This is a genomic window from Allosalinactinospora lopnorensis (assembly GCF_000981225.1).
Lineage (GTDB): Bacteria > Actinomycetota > Actinomycetes > Streptosporangiales > Streptosporangiaceae > Allosalinactinospora > Allosalinactinospora lopnorensis.
The window spans coordinates 1-20,165 of record NZ_LAJC01000087.1 but is presented as its reverse complement, the minus strand read 5'-3'; the positions used below and the strand labels follow the sequence as shown (position 1 = coordinate 20,165).

The 20,165-nt window shown below is 70.4% G+C and carries 18 protein-coding genes and 1 pseudogene; 14 read left to right on the top strand and 5 right to left on the bottom strand.

The annotated features are described in order from the left end of the window. On the top strand, window positions 1–361 hold a 361-nt coding region (locus VS93_RS23200; protein ID WP_201776730.1), incomplete at its 5' end, for a Rieske (2Fe-2S) protein. A 128-nt stretch (window positions 362–489) separates the two neighbouring features. On the opposite strand, the gene VS93_RS23195 is transcribed toward VS93_RS23200, so the two are convergent. Next, window positions 490–1,212, bottom strand: coding sequence for an IclR family transcriptional regulator (locus tag VS93_RS23195; RefSeq protein WP_046472001.1), 723 nt, complete (start codon window positions 1,210–1,212; stop codon window positions 490–492). Window positions 1,213–2,345: 1,133 nt separating this feature from the next. Here VS93_RS23195 and VS93_RS23190 point away from each other — a divergent pair. The 3 genes from VS93_RS23190 (at window position 2,346) to VS93_RS23180 (ending at window position 5,772) form a co-directional block, all read left to right on the top strand. After that, window positions 2,346–3,590 carry an iron-containing alcohol dehydrogenase gene (locus VS93_RS23190; RefSeq protein ID WP_046472000.1) on the top strand — a complete coding sequence of 415 codons (1,245 nt, stop codon included), beginning with the start codon at window positions 2,346–2,348 and terminating at the stop codon, window positions 3,588–3,590. Window positions 3,591–3,599: 9 nt separating this feature from the next. Then, window positions 3,600–4,979: a MadS family sensor histidine kinase gene (locus tag VS93_RS23185; protein ID WP_046471999.1), complete on the top strand. Its 1,380-nt coding sequence runs from the start codon at window positions 3,600–3,602 to the stop codon at window positions 4,977–4,979. 124 nt (window positions 4,980–5,103) lie between these two features. Then, the gene (locus VS93_RS23180) at window positions 5,104–5,772 is read left to right on the top strand and encodes a MadR family response regulator transcription factor (protein WP_046471998.1); all 669 of its coding nucleotides are present in this window, start codon (window positions 5,104–5,106) and stop codon (window positions 5,770–5,772) included. Window positions 5,773–5,909: 137 nt separating this feature from the next. Here the strand turns inward: VS93_RS23180 and mftM are convergent, their stop codons facing one another. The 4 genes from mftM to mdo all read right to left on the bottom strand — a co-directional run bounded on the left by mftM (window position 5,910) and on the right by mdo (window position 11,081). Next, on the bottom strand, window positions 5,910–6,842 hold the full coding sequence (gene mftM, locus VS93_RS23175; RefSeq protein ID WP_046471997.1) for a mycofactocin oligosaccharide methyltransferase MftM: 933 nt from the start codon (window positions 6,840–6,842) through the stop codon (window positions 5,910–5,912). Continuing rightward, complete coding sequence (locus tag VS93_RS23170; RefSeq protein ID WP_046471996.1) at window positions 6,839–8,368, bottom strand: VWA domain-containing protein; 1,530 nt, start codon at window positions 8,366–8,368, stop codon at window positions 6,839–6,841. Before VS93_RS23170 ends, mftM begins: the two co-directional genes overlap by 4 nt. A 31-nt stretch (window positions 8,369–8,399) precedes the next feature. Further along, a complete protein-coding gene (locus tag VS93_RS23165) occupies window positions 8,400–9,665 on the bottom strand; it encodes an AAA family ATPase (protein ID WP_046471995.1) in 1,266 nt (421 codons plus the stop codon). Between the two features lie 123 nt (window positions 9,666–9,788). Beyond that, window positions 9,789–11,081 (bottom strand): NDMA-dependent methanol dehydrogenase, encoded by a 1,293-nt coding sequence (mdo, locus tag VS93_RS23160; RefSeq protein WP_046471994.1) that lies wholly within the window; start codon window positions 11,079–11,081, stop codon window positions 9,789–9,791. Between the two features lie 492 nt (window positions 11,082–11,573). Between mdo and mftA the strand changes: the two genes are divergently transcribed. From mftA to VS93_RS23125, 10 genes and pseudogenes are all read left to right on the top strand, one after another. Beyond that, window positions 11,574–11,708: a mycofactocin precursor MftA gene (mftA, locus tag VS93_RS28615; RefSeq protein ID WP_082127134.1), complete on the top strand. Its 135-nt coding sequence runs from the start codon at window positions 11,574–11,576 to the stop codon at window positions 11,706–11,708. After that, complete coding sequence (gene mftB / locus VS93_RS30685; protein ID WP_201776729.1) at window positions 11,698–12,042, top strand: mycofactocin biosynthesis chaperone MftB; 345 nt, start codon at window positions 11,698–11,700, stop codon at window positions 12,040–12,042. The genes mftA and mftB overlap by 11 nt, the downstream gene beginning before the upstream one ends. 33 nt (window positions 12,043–12,075) lie before the next feature. Further along, window positions 12,076–13,314 carry a mycofactocin radical SAM maturase gene (gene mftC / locus VS93_RS23150; protein WP_046471993.1) on the top strand — a complete coding sequence of 413 codons (1,239 nt, stop codon included), beginning with the start codon at window positions 12,076–12,078 and terminating at the stop codon, window positions 13,312–13,314. Continuing rightward, entirely contained in the window at window positions 13,311–13,904 is a 594-nt protein-coding gene (locus tag VS93_RS32655) for an oxidoreductase (RefSeq protein ID WP_269082884.1), read from the top strand. Before mftC ends, VS93_RS32655 begins: the two co-directional genes overlap by 4 nt. An 8-nt stretch (window positions 13,905–13,912) precedes the next feature. After that, on the top strand, window positions 13,913–15,355 hold the full coding sequence (locus VS93_RS32650) for an FAD-dependent oxidoreductase (protein WP_269082883.1): 1,443 nt from the start codon (window positions 13,913–13,915) through the stop codon (window positions 15,353–15,355). Continuing rightward, window positions 15,352–16,310 (top strand): annotated as a pseudogene (locus VS93_RS32090) (oxidoreductase); the annotation flags it as partial. The gene VS93_RS32650 and the pseudogene VS93_RS32090, both read left to right, overlap by 4 nt. Before the next feature lie 108 nt (window positions 16,311–16,418). After that, window positions 16,419–17,315, top strand: a complete 897-nt coding sequence (locus VS93_RS32085) for an FAD-dependent oxidoreductase (protein ID WP_236700691.1) — start codon at window positions 16,419–16,421, stop codon at window positions 17,313–17,315. Beyond that, window positions 17,312–19,585, top strand: a complete 2,274-nt coding sequence (locus tag VS93_RS32080; protein WP_236700690.1) for a mycofactocin-associated electron transfer flavoprotein alpha subunit — start codon at window positions 17,312–17,314, stop codon at window positions 19,583–19,585. Before VS93_RS32085 ends, VS93_RS32080 begins: the two co-directional genes overlap by 4 nt. A gap of 25 nt (window positions 19,586–19,610) precedes the next feature. Next, window positions 19,611–19,934 (top strand): ferredoxin family protein, encoded by a 324-nt coding sequence (locus VS93_RS23130; RefSeq protein WP_046471992.1) that lies wholly within the window; start codon window positions 19,611–19,613, stop codon window positions 19,932–19,934. Between the two features lie 39 nt (window positions 19,935–19,973). Next, window positions 19,974–20,165: hypothetical protein (locus VS93_RS23125; RefSeq protein WP_201776726.1), on the top strand; the 192-nt coding region annotated here is incomplete at its 3' end.

Sequence of the window (20,165 nt, the reverse complement as noted above, 5' to 3'; positions counted from 1 at the left end):
CCCCGAACGGGGGCGCCGCCACGCCGTGTGCACGGTGGGCGAGCTCCGGCCGGGGCAACGCCGCATCGTCGAGGTGGACGGGCGCAGCATCGGTGTGTTCAACGTTGGCGGCAGCTACTACGCCCTGCGCAACGGCTGCCCGCACAAGGGCGGAGCGCTGTGCGAGGGGCCGGTCTGCGGAACCACGCTCCCCACGGAAGACAGGTCGTTCGTCTACGGCCGTGACGGCGAGATCGTGCGCTGCGCCTGGCACGGCTGGGAGTTCGACATCACGACCGGCGCGGCCATCGCCGATCCCGCGGTCCGCGCCCGAACCTACCCGGTCGTCGTCGAGGACGGCCAGGTCATGGTCATCCTTTGAGGTTCCCTGAGAAGACCGCGCGCGGCCGCCCAGAGCGTTCTCGTTCGCCGGTGAGCGACGGACTCCGGGTGGCCGACAGCTCGCCATCGACGAAGAGGCCCGCACGGGACGAGCGCCCTTGGTCCGTCTCAGTGTGCGTGCGGCACGTAGCCCAGCCTGGCGCTGATCTCCGCGGCGGCCGTGCGCGCGGCCGCCGCCAACTCCGCGAGCTTGTCCTCCGACAGACGGTACTCGGGGCCCGACACGGTCAGGGCCGCGACGCACAACCCCATGTGATCACGGACCGGAACGGTGACACCGTTCAGTCCCGGCTCCAGGTCGCCGACTGAGAAGGCCCAGCCCCGGGAGCGGACCGCATCGAGTTCCGTGCGCAACCTCGCGGACAAGCGCTGGTCCCCGGGAGAGGCGCTGCCGAACGCGAGCAGCACCTTTCCGTCCGAGCATTCTTCGGGTGCCGCTCGCCGACCGGTCCACCGGCGCGCCCCCACCAAGTGGGTTCCGTCGACCTGTGCGATGTTGAGGGTCTCGCCGTTGTCCAGCACCGACAGCACAACGGTCTCGCCGGTCTCGCGGGCGAGCCGCACCATCGCTTCCCGCGCGTCGACCACGAGATCGCGGGAAGCCATGGCGAGCATGCCCAATCGGCCGATCTCCGGGCCCAGCCGGAAGGCATCACCGCCGGGTGCGCGTTCGAGGAACCCGCGGTCGGCGAGGGTCGCCGCGAACCGCGACGCGTTGCTCCGGTGCAGACCCAGCCGGGAAGCCAGCGCGCTTACGGTGAGCTCCTGACCGGGGCGCTCGAACGCCTGTAGTAGTTGCAGCGCGCGGTCGACTGTTTCCAGTTTCCTCATCGCGCCTCGAGCGCTCCCTGTCGACTCGGTTCGCCCACGGGACGGCGTTGGAGTTGCCAGTGTAGCCGCACGGAGCTGTCCAGCGAGGATACTGGGCGCGGGGACTCCGGCGCCCACGGGCTCGTCCACTGGTGACCTGTACTGGGTTTTGTAGAGCCCGTGGTGTGTGCCGCGTTCTCCCAGCGCACATGCTGTTTCCTGTTGCCCTGTGTCATTCCGTACCGCCCGCGTCCAGAACAACCGAGCACACACGGAGCGCACAGACAACAGCGGGATCCCATTGCGACCGCTTTCTTTCCGCTGCAAGACCGGTTTGGTGTGCTGCGGTTGGCGTCAGAGCCGATACGCACCAACCGGAAAACAGCGATCGAAAGATGGATACAGAGAGGCCGCCGAGGGTTCATGGACGATGCTTCCTCCGTGGAGAGCGGCGATGTCGGTGCGGAGCGCATCATGCTCTCCGGTGACTCCGCCACCACGGTGGCAGCGGCGACCGGACTTGGCGGTACCGGCTCTGGGGACATCTGGAACCCTGCGAGGGCGGCTTGGATTCTGTCGGTCTCTACGGCAGGCTGCGCGGTACTTCGGCCTCCGGCCCCGGCGAGAGCGGACGACACTTCTACCGCGGTCACCTCCTTGGGGCCTCGGTGCCCTTCTGGGAGGCGGTTCTCTCACCGCCTGTGTAGCCGGGCGGCGCGCGGACGCGTCCGTGCAACGTCACCGAAACGTCGCGTGCCGTACCTTCGCTGACAACCGCCCATCCACCCCCATGGGAGGCGACTCCTGTGAGGCTCGCATCGCCGCACTCCTCGGGCGCGGCCTCGGTGGAGGACCCCGCTCAGCCGTGTACCTACCTCGGCTTTCCCTGTGGTTTACGACACAGAAACAATCTAGGCTGGGTCGTAAGCGCCGGACCCGCGCGAGCAGGGCCGCGATGTGCCTGTGCCGTACTGAATAAGGCAGAGAAGCCAGGACCCACCATGGCTACCACCGATGCTCTACTGGGACGGGGGCAGGTGCCGGGATGCGCCAGCGGGCGGCGCGGGCCGGCGGGGAGGACCGGCGTGTCCTTCAACGGAGCCGGATACGAACGGCGTCTCCGTGACGATCCGCCCTCAGGAGGGTCAGCAACCATGCCAGAGCAGGAGATCGCTTCCTTCCCGCACACCGCCTCTGGTGTGTTCCGCCGGCCCGCCGCACCGCGCGTCGGCCCTCATGGTGAAAAGCGTCCTGCCCTGGCCAAGTTCCACGCCCCCGAGATCGTCTTCGGCGTGGAGGCGCTGGCCGAGCTCGGTCACTCGGCGCTCCGCGTCGGTGCTCGACGCCCCTTCCTCGTCACCGACCCGGGAATTGTGGCGGCCGGCTGGGTCGACGAGGCCGTCTCCCACCTCGCTGACGTCGGGCTCCGCCCTACCGTGCACCACGATCTGACGCCCAACCCCAAGGACCACGAGATCCAGGCCGCGTATGAGCGGTACGTCGATGTGGGCAGCGATGTGATCATCGGGGTCGGGGGCGGTTCCTGCATCGACGCGGCCAAGGGTGTCGCGATCCTCTCCGCGAACGGCGGCCACATCTTGTCCTACGAAGGCCTGGACAGGGTGGTCAACCCGATCCCGCCGCTGGTCATGGCGCCCTCCACCTCGGGTTCGGGCGCCGACGTCTCGCAGTTCTGCGTGGTCACCGACACCGAGAACGCGACGAAGGTGACGATTATCAGCCGTACTCTCGTCCCGGAAATCTCGATCGTCGACCCCCGGCTGCTGACGACGATGCCCGACTGGCTCAACGCGGCCACGGGCCTGGACGCGCTCACTCACGCGGTCGAGGCGTTCGTCTCCCTGGCGCACAACCCCCTCACCGATCACCACGCCCTGCACGCGGTCCAGTTGGTCACCCAGAACCTGCTGCACACACTGCTCGATCCGCAACTCGGCGAGCCGCGTAGCGCCATGGCACAGGGCGCGTTGGAGGCCGGCATGGCGTTCACCAACGCGATCCTCGGTGCCACCCACGCCATGAGCCACCAGGTGGGCGGCCTTCTCGACGCCCCGCACGGCGTGATCAACGGGGTGCTGCTGCCACACGTCATCCGTTTCAACGCCGAAGGCGACCCCATCCGGTACGTGCCGCTCGCGGCGGCCGCGGGCATCGATGTCGACGGTCGGCCGGCCCGCGAGGTCGCCGAGGACTTCGCGCAGTGTGTCAGGGAACTCGCCGACTCGGTGGGGGTCCCCAAGGGCCTGGCCACGCTCGGGGTCGGCGAACACAACGTCGGGCACCTCGCCCGCACGACGATGAAGGACGCATGCCTGGCGACCAACCCGCGCAATGCCGACCAGGCCGAGATCGAGGCGCTGTTTCGCGAGGCGATGTGAGGGGGCGCCGTGTCCGGCCGGGAAACGTTCACCACAGAGGACGAGGGCGCCACGCTCGGCGCACTGACTGGTGTGCGGTCGAGCAAGCGCTCCTTCTATCCCGAGTACCGCCGTTCCAACGAGCGTCTGGCGCTCGCGGTGCAGGCGCTCGACGAGATCTCCCGGGCGGTGGTGCGCTCGGCCGAGGGGCCGCGGGCGCTGATCGAGGCGGTGGTGACCACGGCTCAGGAGCACCTGCAGGCTGAGTGGGTGCTCCTCGCGATCGCAGACGGCCCGCTGTACGGTATGCAGCCGGGTTTCCTGCTGGCCACGGACGGTCAACTCATCGACAAGGAAGCGCACCTGCCCGACGAGGTACGCGAGCAGCTCAAGATCATCCGCAAGCGGCCCTGGGAACTCGAATCGGGTGATTCGGAGGCGGGGTGTGTGCGCGCCCTGATGACGCTCGAAGGGGAGCCGGTCGGCGGGTTCGTCGGTCGTCCCGGCCCGGACCTTGAGGTCACCGGCACCGACCAGGCCATCATCCGCGTCCTGGCCAACCAGGCCGCCGTCGCACTGTACAACTCGAACCTCCTGCACACTACGGCGCAGTTGCGGGGCCGCGCAGAGCAGCTCAACGAGGAGGCGTCCCGCCACAACAAGGACCTTGTGGAACGCAACGCCGAACTGCAGGAGGCCCGGAGGCGCCTCACGGCGGCGGTGCAGCGCCAGATCATCGACGACGAGCGGCACCGTATCGCCCGCGAACTGCACGATAGCGTCACTCAGGCGGTTCTCAGCGCCGGTATGACGGTCGAGGTGTGCCGCTCCGAGTTGGCGGCCATGGACGACCCCGCGGCATGGCAGGTGGCGCAGCGGTTGGTCCCGGCCAAGGAACTCACCCAGCAGGCGGTGTACCAGCTCCGGTCGGCGATTTACGCACTGCACCACGGCACGGACGAGGAATCGGCCACGCTGCCGGTGCTGCTCGAACGCCTCTCCCATGTCCACCTCCCCACCGATGTCGATATCGCGGTGCACGTCGAGGGGACGCCGGTTCCGCTGCCGGCCGAGGCCGAGCACTCCCTGCTGCGGCTGACGGGTGAGGCGCTGTTCAACATCGCCGCCCATGCCCGCGCCGATCGTGCCGTGGTGTGCCTGTGCTACGAACCGGACCGGGTGGTGCTCTTGATCGCCGACGACGGCGACGGTGACCCTGCCCAGCTCCGCGAGACGCTGCGGATCGCGAACATGACCGACCTTGACGGCCGCCACCGAGGGTTGAGCAACATGGCCGCCCGGGCGCGCGAGCTCGGCAGTGAGCTGACCATCGGACGTGCCGACCTCGGTGGCGTGCTCATGCGTCTGGAAGCCCCACTACCGCTCCCGGAAGGGGACGCCGATGACTGAGCTCCGAGTATCCACCGGGCCCCCGTCCTGCCAGTCACCCGCACGACCGGGCGCTGCCGGCCGGGAGACCCCGGACCGGCGTGCGCCCGGCACCCGCGAACCGGAGCCCCCCGGAGCGTGGGGGGTGCCCGAGCAGGACGCTTCGCGTGCCGAGCGGCCGGACCTGGTACGGATCGCGCTCGTGGACGACCACGCCATCGTGCGACAGGGGTTGCGGTCCATCCTGGACCGGGAGCAGGACCTCGTTGTCGTGGGGGAGGCGTCGACGGCCGACGAGGCCCTCGCGACCGTCGCGCGCTGCCGCCCCTCGGTGGTACTGCTCGACCTGAAGCTCTCGTCCGGCCGGGACAACGAAGGGCTTTCGCTGTGCGAGCAGCTCACCCGGCGGCACGAAGAAGTGCGGGTGCTGGTCCTGACGACCTTTCTCGACGACAACCTCGTGTTGGACGCCGTCCACCGGGGCGCGCGGGGGTACGTGGTCAAAGACGTCGACACCACCGAGCTGGTCCGGGCGATCCGGGCCGTGGCCAAGCACGAGAGCGCGTTCGACTCGCGTTCGGCCGCCGCGATGGTCCACTCGCTGAACAAGCAGCAGGTGACGCCGGAACTGACCGAACGCGAACTGAAGGTCCTGGGCCTGCTGGCCCGCGGGTTGAGCAACCGGAGCATTGGAGGCCGGCTCTACATCTCCGAGACCACCGTGAAGTTCCACGTCCGCAACATCATGCGCAAGCTCGGTGTCTCCAGCCGTGCCGAAGCCGTATACGAGTCCAGCAAACTGGGCCTGCTCTGACCGTTCCGGTACCCGACCGCATGCCTCCGTTCGCCCGCCTGCGCCCGCGCCGGTCCCGCGGAAGGCGCCCCCGGCCAAACGCGGTGATACGTGCACGCCGCCGAGGCCGGCGAGGCGAAGGGGGCGGCGGCGCGAGTTCAGGACCGGTCCACCACGAGCCAACCGCCGTGGTGCTCGTCGACCCGGTAGGGCAGCCCGCTGCGCTTCCCGAGCCTCTCGAGGTCGTCTGGTGTGAAGGTGCGGACGTGGCCGTAGGCGGCGTTCGGCACGTCCTCGTAGGGGACAGCCACGATCACCCGCCTCCGTGCCAGCCGGAGCGCTTCGTCGACCACTTCCGCTCCGTGCTCAGGTGAGAGGTGCTCCAGCAGGTGCACGACCGTGACCGTGTCAACGGCCCTGTCGGGCAGGGGGACCCGGGCCCCGTCGCAGACCATGGCGCCCATCGGAAGCCCGCGCGCCCGCGCGATCGCGCGCAGCAGCGACACGGTCCCGTCCGCGATGTCCGAGGCGATCACGGAGGTCTCGGGCCGTTCGGCCAGCAGGAGCGCGAGGAAGCCGAAGCACGAGCCGATGTCGAGAACCCGCCCCTCAGGGACGAGGCGGAGCACACGCTCATACACCGGGGCCATCGCGGCGATCGAAGAGTGGCACGGACCGGTGCCGCCGGGCGCCGTACCGAAGGCGTCCCTGATGCGGCGCAGCGTGTTGTCGTAGAACACCGACCACGCCCGCACCGGGTCGTCCACCGTGGAACGGACGATTCCGGTGAAGATCCGCTCGAACACCTCCGCGCCGCTGAGCCATCCGGGGGTGAACAGCTCCTCGGTGAGCATGCCCGCCAGGTCGTTGTCGAGCCGCTCCGGCGGGATGCGGTGGCTGAGCCGGACACGGTGGCCGCTGCGTCGCAGGCAGAAGTGCGGGGTCCGCGCGATGATCGGGGGGCGGCCCGCCTCGGTGGCCGGGCATCTCTCGTGTACCACCATGATCAGGCCGTCGCTGTAGTGTCCCGGTGCCGAATCGGCGAACGGGTCGATCCGGGTGCTGCCCGAGAGCTGCTCGACGCCGCTCACCGCCCGGTCACCTCCGAAGCGAGGGTCATCGACGTCCGCGCCAGCCCCGCCAGGTCGCGGACCACCTCGACCCGGTCGCAGTACTCGGCGTACAGTGGCAGGTCGCAGCGGCCGAGCCCCCATGAGTAGCGGGGTTCCGGCGTCAGCCAGATGGTCTCCCGCACGCGCCGGGTCATCTGGGCGAAACCGTCGATGTTCGGGTCGTTGCCGTTGCCCCGGCCGTCGCCGAGCACGATCAGGGTGGTGCGCCGGTTCAGGGCGTTACCGTGACCGCCGAGGAAGCCGCGCAGCGCGCTGCCGTAGTCGGAGTTGGCGTCGACATCGAGGACGCCGCCAGCGGGCAGCCCGTCGAAGACCAGCCCGAGGGCACGTTCGAGCGGGTGCTCCTCGAACAGGTCGGTGATCTCCACGGTCTCGGCTACGAACGCGAACGTGCGGACCTGGCTGAACAGCGACTGCAGGCCGTGCACCAGGTGCAGGGTGAAACGGGCCGTGCTCCGCACCGACAGCGACACGTCGGTGAGGACCACCAGGCGCGGCTTGTCCTCGGCCTTCATGGTGGTGACCGGCCGGAACGGAACGGCGTCGTAGCGCATGTTGCGCCGCATCGTCCGTCCCGGGTGGACCCGGCCGTGCGGGCTGTTGACGTGCTTGCTGGTGCGCGCGCCCCGAAGGCTGTGCGCGAGCCTGCGCAGCGAGTCCTCCAGCTCCTGGCGTTCCCTCTCGTCGACGCGGTCCACCATGCCGTCCGGGTGCACGGTGCCGGTTTCGGCGCGCTCCAGCTCCGCCAGCGTGCGCAGGTGCCTTCTGAGCATCTCCGGCAGGTTGTCCAGGACGCCGGCCAACCCGCCTCGCGGCTCGGCCCACTGCTGGTCGTCGGGGTCCTCGCCTGTGTCGGTGAGCCAGTCGAGCAGCAGCCGCTCTTCGGCGATGGTCAGGTCGGTGTCGACCCGGTGACCGGTCTGGTGTGCGAGCTGGCCCGGCGCACCCGCGTTGTGCAGGCGCGACGTTTCGATCTGGACGTCGGCCCCGCCGCGGTCCCCTGTTGCGCCCTGCTCTTGGGAGAAGACGATCTCGTCGGTGAGCGAGGCCAGGTCGATCTTGTTGGCCTCCTGGTGCAGGTTGTACTGCTGGGCGAGATCCTTGGGGTCGAAGTAGTCCCGGATGTCCTTGGGGCTGTCGTGGCTGTGGCCTTCCTGGGGTGTCTCGGAGGGCTCCTCGGAGGCGGTGAACGTCTCCAGTTCACCGGTGTCGTCGAGGTCGTCGTGGGCGTGGTCGTGGCCGTGCGACGCCGGCTGCTCGACCACGGGGCGCAGTGCGAAGAACGCGGCGAATACCTCGTCGAATACCTCGTCGTCCCTGCGGTCCTTGACGAGCGCGACACGCAGCGCGTCGCGCAGTACGGCGCGATCGGACAGCACGCCCGGCTGGGACGCGCAGCGCATCGCGTCGGCGGCCTCGGCCACCGAGACCCGCACCCCGCGCAGCCGGAGCAGCCGGACGAAACGGTGCAGACTGGTTTCCATCGTGCGAAGCCCCCAGGCTCGTTGCCGCTACTCAGACGGGACGCTTGCGCGTGTTGGGCGCCCAGGATCGGCTCGCCTGGTCCGCGCTCACCCCGACCGACGGACGCTGCAGCGGGCCACTGGTTCGCGAGCCGTAGTAGCCGTCGTCGTGCCTGCCGGGGAGATCCTTCGCGGTCCGTGTCCGCTCGCCGTCGTCGTCGGCGGGCTCGGGCCGGTCGCGGGGAGGCTCACCGCTGTGCCCGTGCCCGTGCCCGTGCCCGTGCCCGTGCCCGTGCCCGTGGCCATGCCCGTGGCCGTGGCCGTGGCCGTGCGCGTACTCCGGTACGTGCCGGTTCGGATCGCGCAGGTGCGGCAGCGCCTCCCGTGCCCTGTCCAGATCCCGCTCGTACTTCAGCACCACGTTCGCGGTCTCGGCCAGGAGCGTGGCGTCGAGTTGCTCGGCGCCGAGCACCGCCAGCGTGCGGGCCCAGTCGATGGTCTCGGAGATGCTGGGGGCCTTGCGCAGCGGCAGCTCGCGGATCTCGCGCACGATTCCGACGAGCTGCCTGGCGGCGGCCTCCGGGAGGCCGGTCTGCTTGGATTGGATGATCTGCAGTTCCCGGTCCACGTCCGGGTAGTCGAGGAAGAGGTGCAGGCAGCGCCGTTTCAGCGCCGCCGAGAGGTCGCGGGTGTTGTTCGATGTCAGCACGATGTACGGCGCGGTGGTGGCCGTGTAGGTCCCGATCTCGGGAATCGACACCTGGTACTCACCGAGGCATTCGAGCAGCACCGCTTCGAGCGCCTCGTCGGCCCGGTCGACCTCGTCGACCAGGAGCACGGTCGGCTCCTCGCCCCGGATCGCATCGAGCAGCGGGCGCGATGCCAGGAAGCGGTCGGAGAAGAAGACGCTCTCCTGCGTCCCGATCTTCTGCACGGCCTCGTGCAGGTCCGTGGTGTCGGCGACGATCTCACCGATCTTGTCGCGCAGCATCTGGGTGTAGAGCAGCTGCTTGCCATAATCCCAGTCGTAGAGTGCCTTGGTCTCGTCCTGGCCCTCGTAGCACTGCAACCGCAGCAGCCGGCGGCCGGTCACGGCCGCGAGCTTGCTGGCGAGCTCGGTCTTGCCCACCCCGGCGGGGCCCTCAAGCAGCAGAGGTTTCTCCAGCCGCGTGGTCAAGAAGACCGTGGTGGCCAGCCGGCTGTCGGCGAGGTAACCGTGGTCGGTGAATCGGTCGATGACGTCCTGCACCGACGTGAACGGCGCGCTGGGGGAGCCGCCTGTGCTGGCGGCGCTGTCCGGGTTCGTGGTGTGGGACACGGGTTCCTCCGCTGGTAGACACTGTCCCTGATCGGGGACGGGTGCTGTCCTTGGACACGGGTGGCGTGCCGGGTGCCCCCGGCGCGGCGCCCGCACCCGTACCGGTCGCCGCGCCGGGGCAGGTCAGGACAGCAGGTCGTCGAGCTGACCGTGCACGCAGTGCTCGACGACTGGCCGGACGGTGTCGAACGTGCACTCCTTGGCGTTTCCGGGTGTGCAGGCGTCGCCGAGCACGTGCCTGGTGAGCGCGTCGATGTCGGCGGCGTCGCCCTTGATCTCCCCGCGCCGCTCGTAGAACTTCGTGGGTCCTTCACCGAGGCGGTTCTTGGAGTAGGTGTCCTTCTTGACATCCAGGAACCGCTCGGTGATGCCGACGTCGCGCAGCAGCCGGATCGACGCGGCGAGCGCGGCGTCGGCCGCCTGCACATCGGTCATTCCGTGGGTGTCGATCCCCATCGCGCGGGCGATGTCGGCGAACCGCTTGTAGGCGACCGGCATGTTGAACGCCCACACGCGCGGGAGCGCGATGGCGTTGTTCAGTCCGTGATGGGTGTCGTAGAAGGCGCTCACAGCGTGCGAGATGGAGTGGATGATGCCGAGGCCGCCGGAGTTGAACGCCTGTGCGGCGATGTACTGCGCGTACATCATCCCTTCGCGCCCGGCCAGGTCCTGGCCGTTCCAGGTCGCCGCGCGCAGGTGCTCGGAGGTCAGCTTGATCGCGTGCAGCGCGTTGCCGAGAGAGGGCTGGAAGTCGATGCGCGACACGTAGGGCTCCGAGGCGTGCGCGAGCACGTCGAACCCGCATTGCGCTGTGTAGTCCACCGGGCAGTCGTAGTACAGCACGGGGTCGTCGATGGCCAGGCTGGTCACACAGGCATCGTCGAAGGCGACGTACTTGTGCGGGTTGTCCGGGTCCGTCGTGGTGTCGGTGATGACGTAGGCCCACGAGGTCTCAGAGCCGGTTCCCGCCGTGGTCGACACCGCGATGTGCGGCGGGTTCTTCGGGTTCTCCGACTTGTTGAACCCCTCGAACTCGTTGATGTTGCGGCCGTCGTGGGCGACCGACACGCGGGCGCCCTTGCAGGCGTCATGGGAGGACCCGCCGCCGATGGAGATGAAGCTGTCGCAGTTGTTCTGCTGGTACAGCGCCACCGAGTCCATGACGTTGTAGTCCTTCGGGTTGGACTCGACCTTGTCGTACAGCACGGGGTCGAGTCCGTGGTACTTCAACGATTCCACGATGTTGTGGACGATGTCGGTGCCCCGTAGGCCGGACGTCATCACCAGGGGTTTGCTGAAGCCCAGTTTGAGCGCTTCGGGGCCGATCATCTCGTGTGCTCCCGGGCCCATCAACGCTCGGGGGAACGGGTGGAACTCCTTGAGCGGAAACGGCTTGAGTAGATCCTCGACCTTCATCCCCTGCTCCTTTCCAGCGGCCAGTGGCGGGTCGCCCCACCGGTCGGGGTGCGTGACGCCCGTGCCGTGCGGTGGGCCGGCCCCCACGCTTCGACGACGAGACCGCTCGCGCGACCGGGACCGGTGCTCCCGTGATCCGCGTCACGGGGAGCGGTCGGTGGCGACGCTAGGTCGGCCGGGAGCGCAGCGGATAGGCCTGTCGGCACAAACCAGCAATCCGGACACTCAGAACTGTTCGGACAGGCTGGTCGCCGCCCCGTCCGATGGGACAGGTGCCGGGCGGGGAGGACGGGCCCGACGGCGGCGGCACCGCCGCCGTCCCGCCACGGCCGACTGGCCGGTGAGGTGCTGCACCCGTCCGATCGGGCAGGTCAAGAACGCCCGTGCGCACGGTGAACGGGCGGCGGGCCGCGCGTTAGCGTCGATTCGTACGCGGCTACGAGACCGCGGTCACACTCACTCTTCGCACTCGCCCGGAAGGGATTTCGCCAGATGTCGGACCATCCATCGACCCCGACCACCGAGACCGAACCCCACACCGAAGGCGTGCCGCCCGAGGAGGGCGACACCGTGGCCGAGGTCCTGGTCGAGGAGGTTTCCATCGACGGGATGTGCGGTGTCTACTGAACTCCGTTCCTCCGGGGCGCGGCGTTTCGCCCCGGAGGAACGGGACCACCCCGCCGCCGACCACGAGCCCTCCTTCGCCCCGGAGAGCCCCTACCGGCTCAGCCGGAACGTGTCGCTGCGCGAGGAGCCTTTCGGCGCGCTGGCCTACCACTTCGGCAATCGCAGGCTGTCGTTCCTGAAGACGCCAAGACTCGTAGAGATCGTGCGGGACCTGCACGAGCACCGTTCGGTGCGCGCCGCGCTGGCCGCACACGGGGTCCCGGAACGCCAACGGGACGGGTACCTGCGAGCGCTGGCCTCGCTGGCCCGGGTCGACATGATCGTCCGCGCCTGAGCGCCCCCGCCCCCACACCCCAGGAGTCCAACCATGAGCAGCGCCCGGATCCACACCCCACCAGCACGACCGGAGAGCGAGCAGCGGGAGGAGGTCGTGCCGCTCGTCGAGCAGTTCAAGTTCGGACTGCGATCTCCGATCTGCCTGACCTGGGAATGGACGTACGCGTGCAACCTGTCCTGCGCGCACTGCCTGTCGTCCTCCGGTCGCCGCGACCCCGACGAACTCGGCACCGACGAGATCAAGCGGGTGATCGACGAGCTGGAGCGGATGCAGGTCTTCTACATTAACGTCGGCGGCGGCGAGCCCACCGTGCGCCCGGACTTCTGGGAACTGCTCGACTACGCGGTGGCCCACAACGTCGGCGTCAAGTTCTCCACCAACGGCCACCGGATCACCGCCGAACGCGCCCGCAGGCTCGCCGCGACCGACTACGTCGACGTGCAGATTTCCCTGGACGGCGCGACGGCCGAGGTCAACGACGCCGTCCGCGGCGCGGGCTCCTACGACACGGCCATGCGGGCCATGGAGCACCTCGCGGCGGCCGGGATGCGCGGGTTCAAGCTCTCCGTGGTGATGACGCGGCAGAACGTCGACCAGCTCGACGACTTCAAGCGCATCGCCGACCGGTTCGGCGCCCAGCTGCGGATCACCCGGCTGCGCCCCTCCGGCCGGGGTGCCGACGTCTGGGACGAGCTGCATCCCACCGCCGAGCAGCAGGCGCGGATTTATCGCTGGCTCCTCGACCACGGCGAGAACGTCCTGACGGGGGACTCCTTCTTCCACCTCAACGCGCTCGGTTCGGAGCCGCTGCCCGGCCTGAACCTCTGCGGCGCCGGCCGCGTTGTGTGCCTGATCGATCCGGTGGGCGACGTCTACGCGTGCCCGTTCGCGATCCACGACGCATTCCTCGCCGGGAACGTGCGCGATGCCGGTTTCGGCGTCGTGTGGCGGGAGTCCGAGCTGTTCAACGACCTCCGCACACCGCAGACCGGCGGTGCGTGCCTGTCGTGCTCGGCCTACGACGCCTGCCAAGGCGGCTGCATGGCGGCGAAGTTCTTCACCGGTCTGCCGCTGGACGGCCCCGACCCCGAGTGCGTCAAGGGACACGGCGCCGCCGCGCTGGAGAACGTCGATCCGCAGGCGTCGCCCCGGCCCTCGCAGGACCATTCGCGCCCGAGCGCCCGACAGCAGCAGGTGATGCTGGGGCTGCCGTCAGTCCGGCGCCCGGACCGGGCGTGCGACGAGAGCCCGCTGGCGGGGATGCCATGACCCGGTACCCCGACCAGGAGGCCGCACTCATCGACCCCGTGGCCCTTGGTGCCCTGACCGCGCCCAGCCGGGTCCTCTTCGGCCCGCACGAGACGAATCTCGGCCGCGGGCGCGCGCTCTCCCGGCGCCACGTGGCCTACTACGAACGGCGCGCCCGCGGCGGTGCGGGCGTGCTCGTCACCGAGACCGCGAGCGTGCACCCGTCAGACTGGCCCTACGAGCGCGCGCCGTTGGCCTCCGAGTGCGCAGAGGGGTGGGCGGCCGTCGCCGAGGCGTGCCGGCCGCACGGTTGCCTGGTCGTCGCCGGCCTTGGGCACACCGGACTGCAGGGGTCCTCGGCCTTCTCCCAGGAGGCGCTGTGGGCGCCGTCCCGCTTTCCCGACCCGGCCGGCCGCGAGATGCCGATGGAGATGGAACGGCCCCAGATCGACGCGCTCGTCGAGGGCTTCGCTGACGCGGCGGAGCTGGCCGCCACCAGTGGGCTCGACGGTGTCGAGGTCAACGCCGGCCAGCACGCGCTGCTGCGCCAGTTCCACTCCGGCCTGACCAACCACCGCGGCGATGCTACGGGCAGGATCGGCTGCTGCTGACCGAGGAGGTGCTCAGGGAGGTCCGCGACCGCATCGGCGGGGAGCGCGTGCTGGGGCTGCGGCTGAGCTGCGACGAGCTCGCCCCGTGGGCCGGGGTCACACCCGAGGCGGCCGCCGAGCAGGCGGCCCGGCTCGCCGGGCTGGTCGACTACCTCGTCGTGGTGCGCGGCTCGGTCTTCTCGGTATCGGCCACCCGTCCCGACGGGCACACCGAGCCCGGATTTGGCCTCGAGCTGTGCCGCGGAATCCGTTCGGCTGTTGGGATCGGGCGCAGCCACGCCCCGCTCGTCGTCCTGCAGGGCTCGGTGGTCGACCCCGCACAGGCCCAGCACGCGCTCGACGACGGCGCCGCGGATCTCGTGGAGATGACCCGTGCCCAGATCGCCGACCCGGACCTGGTGAGCAAGGTCCGGGCGGGTGCGCCGGAACGCGTACGGCCCTGCGTGCTGTGCAACCAGGCGTGCATGGTCCGGGACAACCGCAACCCCGTTGTCACCTCGGTCGTGGAACCGGGAAGCGGCTACGAGCCACACGACGTGGTGCCGCCGGGCACCGACCACGCTCCCAAACGCGTCCTCGTGGTCGGGGGCGGTCCGGCGGGCATGGAGGCGGCGCGTGTCCTCGCCGTCCGGGGGCACCGGGTGGAGCTCGCCGAACGCGGCTCCCGGCTGGGCGGGGCGGCGCTGCTCGCCGCGGCCCTGCCCGGGAAACGGCGCTTCCTGGACGCGATCACCTGGTGGGAGGGCGAACTCGACCGGTTGGGGGTCGCCGTGCGGCTCGGTGTCGAAGTCGAGGCGGGGCGGCTGCGCGCGGCACGGTCCGACGGCATCGACGTCGTCCTGGCGACCGGCTCCGCGCCGGGACCGCGCGACTACGCGAGCCGTCCCGGCACCACCGTGGTCGAGGCCGCCGACGCGCTGGCCGATCTCGACGCGCTGCCTGAGGGACCGGTCGTGGTCTTCGATCCCGTGGGCGACTCGCTGGGTGTGGGGATCGCCGAGCTGCTCGCCGAACGCGGGCGGCGGACCAGCCTCGTCACGCAGGACCAGGTCGCCGGAACCAGGCTCGCCATCACCGGCGACCTCGCCGATGCCAACGCCCGCCTGCAGCGCGCGGGGGTCACCCGGGAACTGCGCAGCCTGCTGCGGGAGGTCGGCGCCGGCACCACCGTACTGGAGGACTGCTGGACCGCCCAGCGGCGCGACATCAGCTGCGCCGTCCTCGTCCACTGCGGGCACCGCCTGCCGGAGGAGGAGCTGTACCTGGCCGCGCCCGGAACCGCCAGGGCCGGCGACTGCGTGACGCCCCGCACCGTTCTCGAAGCCGTGCTGGAGGGACGCCGCACCGCCCTGCGGATCGGCGCCGACCAGACCACCGCCGAGGCCGTGCCGTCAACGGTCCTTGCAGGGGCCCCAATCTCGACGGTGCCCGATTCGAGGAGTGGTTCATGAGCGCACAGGGCCGTTACCGCCATCTCTTCTCGCCACAGCGGATCGGTCCGGTGGTGGCGCGCAACAGGATCGTGTTCTCGGCGCACCTCACCAACTACGCCGATGACGGACACCCCACCGATCAGCACGCCGCGTACTACGCGGCGCGCGCCGCCGGCGGCGCGGGGCTGATCATCACCGAGGAACACTCGACACACCCGACGGACTGGCCCTACGAGAAGCTGATCCACGGCTTCCACCGCTCGGTCGTCCCCGGCTACCGGAAGATCACCGAGGCCGTCCACGCACACGGCACGCCGATATTCGCCCAGATCAACCACAATGGCGGCCAGGCCTCGTCGATGTACTCCCGCCTCCCGGTGTGGGCACCCTCGGCGGTGCCCGACCCGATGTTCCGGGAGGTACCCAAGGCTCTGGAACGGCACGAGATCGCCGAGGTCGTGGCGGGATACGGCACCGTGGCGCGGCACTGCGCCGAAGGCGGCTTCGACGGTATCGAGCTGCAGTGCTCGCATTCGTCCATCGTGCGCGGGTTCCTGTCTCCGGCGACGAACAGGCGCACCGACGAGTACGGCGGCAGCTGCCCAACCGGCTGCGCATCCTGATGGAGATCATCGAAGCGGTCCGCAGCGCGATCGGCCCCGAGATGGCGCTCGGGGTCCGCATCTGCGGTGACGAGCTGATCGAGGGCGGGACCACGATCGACGACGCCGTCAAGATCGCGGCTGGGGTCGAGGCGACCGGCAGGGTCGACTACATCAACACCTCGATCGGCGTGGCCACCTCGACCCTCTACATGATCGAGGCCAGCATGCACATCCCGCCGGGGTACGCGCTGTTCGTCCCGAACGCGATCCGCCGGGAGGTGCACCTGCCCGTCGTGGGGGTCGGACGGTTCAAGGACCCCCAGCAGGCCGAGCGGGCCTTGGAGGAGGGACATTGCGACCTCGTCGGGGTTGTACGCGGGCAGATCGCCGATCCCGACTTCGCGGCCAAGGCGCGCGCCGGCGCGGCCACCGACATCCGCACCTGCCTGTCCTGCAACCAGGAATGCGTGGGACGGATGGGACTGAACCGCTGGCTCGGCTGCATCGAGAACCCACGTACGGGCAAGGAGGCGACCCCGTTGCCGGCGCCGGGGGTACGGGGGCGGCGCGTCCTCGTGGTCGGCGGGGGCCCCGCGGGCCTGCAGGCCGCCTCGATCGCCGCGCGGCGCGGCCACCGCGTGACACTCTGGGAGGAGCGCCCGCGCGTCGGCGGCCAGGTGGCGGTGGCCGCGAGCGTGCCGAGCCGGGCCGAGTTCCTCGATGTCACGCGGAACCTGCTGGCCGAGTGCGAGCGGTACGGCGTCGAGGTGCGCACGGGCGTGGTCGCGACGGGCGACCTGCTTTGCGAGGAGGCACCCGACGCCGTGGTCCTGGCAACGGGTGCGCGGCCGCAACCGCCGCACTGGGCGGGGGAGGCCAGTCGCGTGGTCGACATCCGCGACGTCCTGGAGGGGCGGGCCGAGCCGGTCGGCGACGTCGTCGTCCTCGACGACGTCGGATTCCACCAGGCCACCTCGACCGCTGAGCTGCTCGCCGAGCGCGGTTGCTCGGTCGAGCTGGTCACCGCCGGCATGGTCGTCGGCCAGGACCTCGGCATCACCTTGGACATGGAGACGTTCAACGTGCGGGCGCACGAGCTCGGCATCCGGCAGTCGACGGACCTCGTGGTGATGGGGTGCGAGCAGCGAGACGATGGCGGCCTCGCGCTGCAGATTCTGCACCATCCCACCGGGGAGATGCGCGAACGGCGCTGCGACTGGGTGGTCTGCGCCACCCACCAGGCACCCAACGACGGGCTCTGGCATGAGCTGCGTGCCGCGCCCTTCGAGGTACACCGGGTCGGCGACTGCGTGGCGCCCCGACGCGCCCATGCCGCGGTCGTCGAGGGACACCGAGTGGGGGCGGCACTGTGACTCCACGTGACCTCATCGCTGTGATCGTGACCCGCGGCGGCACCCTGCCGACGGGGGCCGATGAGGCGGTCGCCGAGGCCGGCGGCGCGGCGGTCGTCGTCGGCACCGGATCGGAGGATGCGGCGCGAGCGCTGGTGAGTGCCCGCACGGTGACCGCCGTCGAGACCGAGCCCGGCGTCCCGGGAAGGCTCGCGGCGATGCTTCGGCCACTCATCGAGGCGGCGGCGGTCGTGCTCCTCCCGGCCTCGCCGGACGGGCGCGACCTCGCCCCGTTGCTCGCGGTGGAGCTTGACCGCCCGCTGTTCGCGTGGGCCGCGCGCTGCTCGCCCTCGGAAGTCGAACTGGTACGGCTGGACCACCGCCTCTCCATCCGGGTCGGCCTGGACGGCCCCGCCGTCGCCACGCTCGCGCCAGGGGCGCGCGGCGCCGAGCCGGTACAGGAGCCCTCCAGCGTGCTGCCGCGCACCCTCAACGCACCGAAGGAACGCCCGGGGCCCGACGAACCGGGGAAAACCCTGCCCGCCGACCCGGCAACCGTGGATCTCGGAGAAGCTCGGCGCATCCTCGGCGGCGGCGCCGGGCTGGTCCCTCCGGATGAGTCGGGGGCGCAGATGATGGAGCTGCTCGGCGACGTCGCCCGCGCGCTCGACGCGTCCGCCGGCGCGACACGCGTCGTCACCGACGCGGGATGGATGGACTACTCGCGCCAGATCGGGACGACAGGAGTGGTCGTCGACCCCGACCTCTACATCGCCTTCGGAATCTCCGGCGCGGCCCAGCACACCGGCGGGCTCGGCGCACCGCACCACGTGGTCAGCGTGAACACCGACCCGTCCTGTCCCATGACCGCGATGGCCGACCTGGGCATCGTGGCCGACGCCCCCGCGGTGCTGCGCGAGCTGGCCCGCAGGCTCGGCGTCGGCCATGAGAAGGAGAGGCGGACGGTACCGGCGGCGCTACTGGAGAGGGGGAGCACCGTGGCGAATGAGCGCTTCGACGCCGTCGTGGTCGGCGCCGGGCCGGCCGGCTCCGCGGCGGCGCTGGAACTCGCACGAGCCGGACGGCGGGTCGCACTGCTGGAGCGCGGCCCCTTCCCCGGCTCCAAGAACGTCTACGGCGGCGTCGTCTACGGGCGCATTCTCGACGAGGTGGTCCCGCAGTGGTGGCGTGAGGTTCCGGTACAGCGCTGGATCACCCGGCGCAGCACGATGATGATGACGCCGACACAGTCGGTGTCGTTCGACGTCCGCAGCCAAGCATGGGGCGGCCCGCCCTACAACGGCATGACGACCTACCGGGCGGACTTCGACTCGTGGCTGGCCGGCAAGGCCGAGCAGGCCGGGGCCGAGCTGATCACGTCGACACTCGCGACCGAGCTCCTGCGCGGCGGCGACGGCGCGATCACCGGTGTGCGCACCGACCGGCCCGACGGCGAGCTCCACGCCCCCCTGGTCATCGCATGCGACGGGGTCAACTCGTTCCTCGCCAAGAGCGCGGGCCTGCTGCCCGAGGCTGACGCCGACCACCACACCCTCGGGGTCAAGGAGACCCTCTCGCTGCCCCGCGAGACCATCGACGAGAGGTTCGCGGTCAGCGGCGATGAGGGCCTCGACATCGAGATGGTGGGGTGCACCGGCCCCATCGCCGGCGGCGGCTTCCTCTACACCAACCGGGAGACCGTCAGCGTCGGGGTGGTGCTGTCGCTGACCGACCTCGCCGCGTCGGGCCGCCGCCCAGAGGACCTGATCGCCGACCTCAAGGCGCACCCCTCGATCGCACCGTTGCTGCGCGGTGCGGAGCTCAAGGAGTACTCGGCGCACCTGATCCCCGAGGGCGGCTACGACCACATGCCGGAACTGGCCACCGAAGGGATGCTCGTCGCCGGCGACGCGGCAGGGATGTGCCTGGCAGCGGGAATCTGGCTGGAAGGCGTCAACTTCGCGATCGGCTCCGGGCTCGCCGCGGGCAGGACCGCGGCCGAGGCCCTGGAGCGCGGCGACACCTCGGCCGCCGGCCTGGCCCGCTACCGCAAGCGGCTGTCGGAGAGCTTCGTGCTCGCCGACCACAAGCGGCTGCGCCGCGCGCCCGGCTTCGTGCTCTCGCCCCGGGTCCAGCACCGGTACCCGGAGCTGGTCTGCGACCTCGTGCAGGAGCTGTTCACCGTGCGCAACCCGAAACCCAAACCCCGGCTGGGCGGGCTGCTGCGCCGGACGGCCCGCACCAAGGCATCAGGCTCACCGACCTCGCCCGCGACGCGGTCGCGGGGCTGAGAGCGTTCCGATGAGGGAGGAATCGATGGCGTCCCTGGACGATGAGCTGGTCGCGACCGACCGCTACCCCCCGGTGTCGTTCGAAGAGCGGATGGGCACGGTCGAGTTCCGTGTGTCGGAGCGCCCCCACATCACCGTCGACTCCGACGTGTGCCGCTCGTGCACCACCAAGGCGTGCGTGCACGCCTGCCCGGCCAAGCTGTTCGTCCCGACCAGCGATGGCGGGATCCTGTTCAACTACGAGCAGTGCTTCGAGTGCGGCACCTGCTACATGGTGTGCAACGAGGCCGGCGCGATCACCTGGACCTACCCGGACGGCGGCGACGGCGTTGTCTTCCGGCACGGATAAGCACACGAGAACGGGAACGCGGAAACGGGGAGACCGGTGGTGGTAGAGGTGGAACGAGCCCGGCCGCTGATCGTCGCGGCGCTGAAGTGGGCGTGGGCGCGGTCGTCGGTGGACCCGCTGACCGGCGCCGCCCGTGTCGGGCCGCACGACGCCGGCGTGTCCGCTGCCGACTACGCCGCACTGGAGCACGCGCTGCGGCTGGCCGAACGGTGGGGCGGCACCGTCGTCGCG

Coding starts and splice junctions, on each gene's coding strand:
- VS93_RS32085 (WP_236700691.1), top strand. CDS start 16,419: ATGGGACTGAACCGCTGGCTCGGCTGCATCGAGAACCCACGTACGGGC.
- VS93_RS32655 (WP_269082884.1), top strand. CDS start 13,311: ATGACCCGGTACCCCGACCAGGAGGCCGCACTCATCGACCCCGTGGCC.
- VS93_RS23170 (WP_046471996.1), bottom strand. CDS start 8,368: ATGGAAACCAGTCTGCACCGTTTCGTCCGGCTGCTCCGGCTGCGCGGG.
- VS93_RS23130 (WP_046471992.1), top strand. CDS start 19,611: ATGGCGTCCCTGGACGATGAGCTGGTCGCGACCGACCGCTACCCCCCG.
- mdo (WP_046471994.1), bottom strand. CDS start 11,081: ATGAAGGTCGAGGATCTACTCAAGCCGTTTCCGCTCAAGGAGTTCCAC.
- mftA (WP_082127134.1), top strand. CDS start 11,574: ATGTCGGACCATCCATCGACCCCGACCACCGAGACCGAACCCCACACC.
- mftC (WP_046471993.1), top strand. CDS start 12,076: ATGAGCAGCGCCCGGATCCACACCCCACCAGCACGACCGGAGAGCGAG.
- VS93_RS23195 (WP_046472001.1), bottom strand. CDS start 1,212: ATGAGGAAACTGGAAACAGTCGACCGCGCGCTGCAACTACTACAGGCG.
- VS93_RS23190 (WP_046472000.1), top strand. CDS start 2,346: ATGCCAGAGCAGGAGATCGCTTCCTTCCCGCACACCGCCTCTGGTGTG.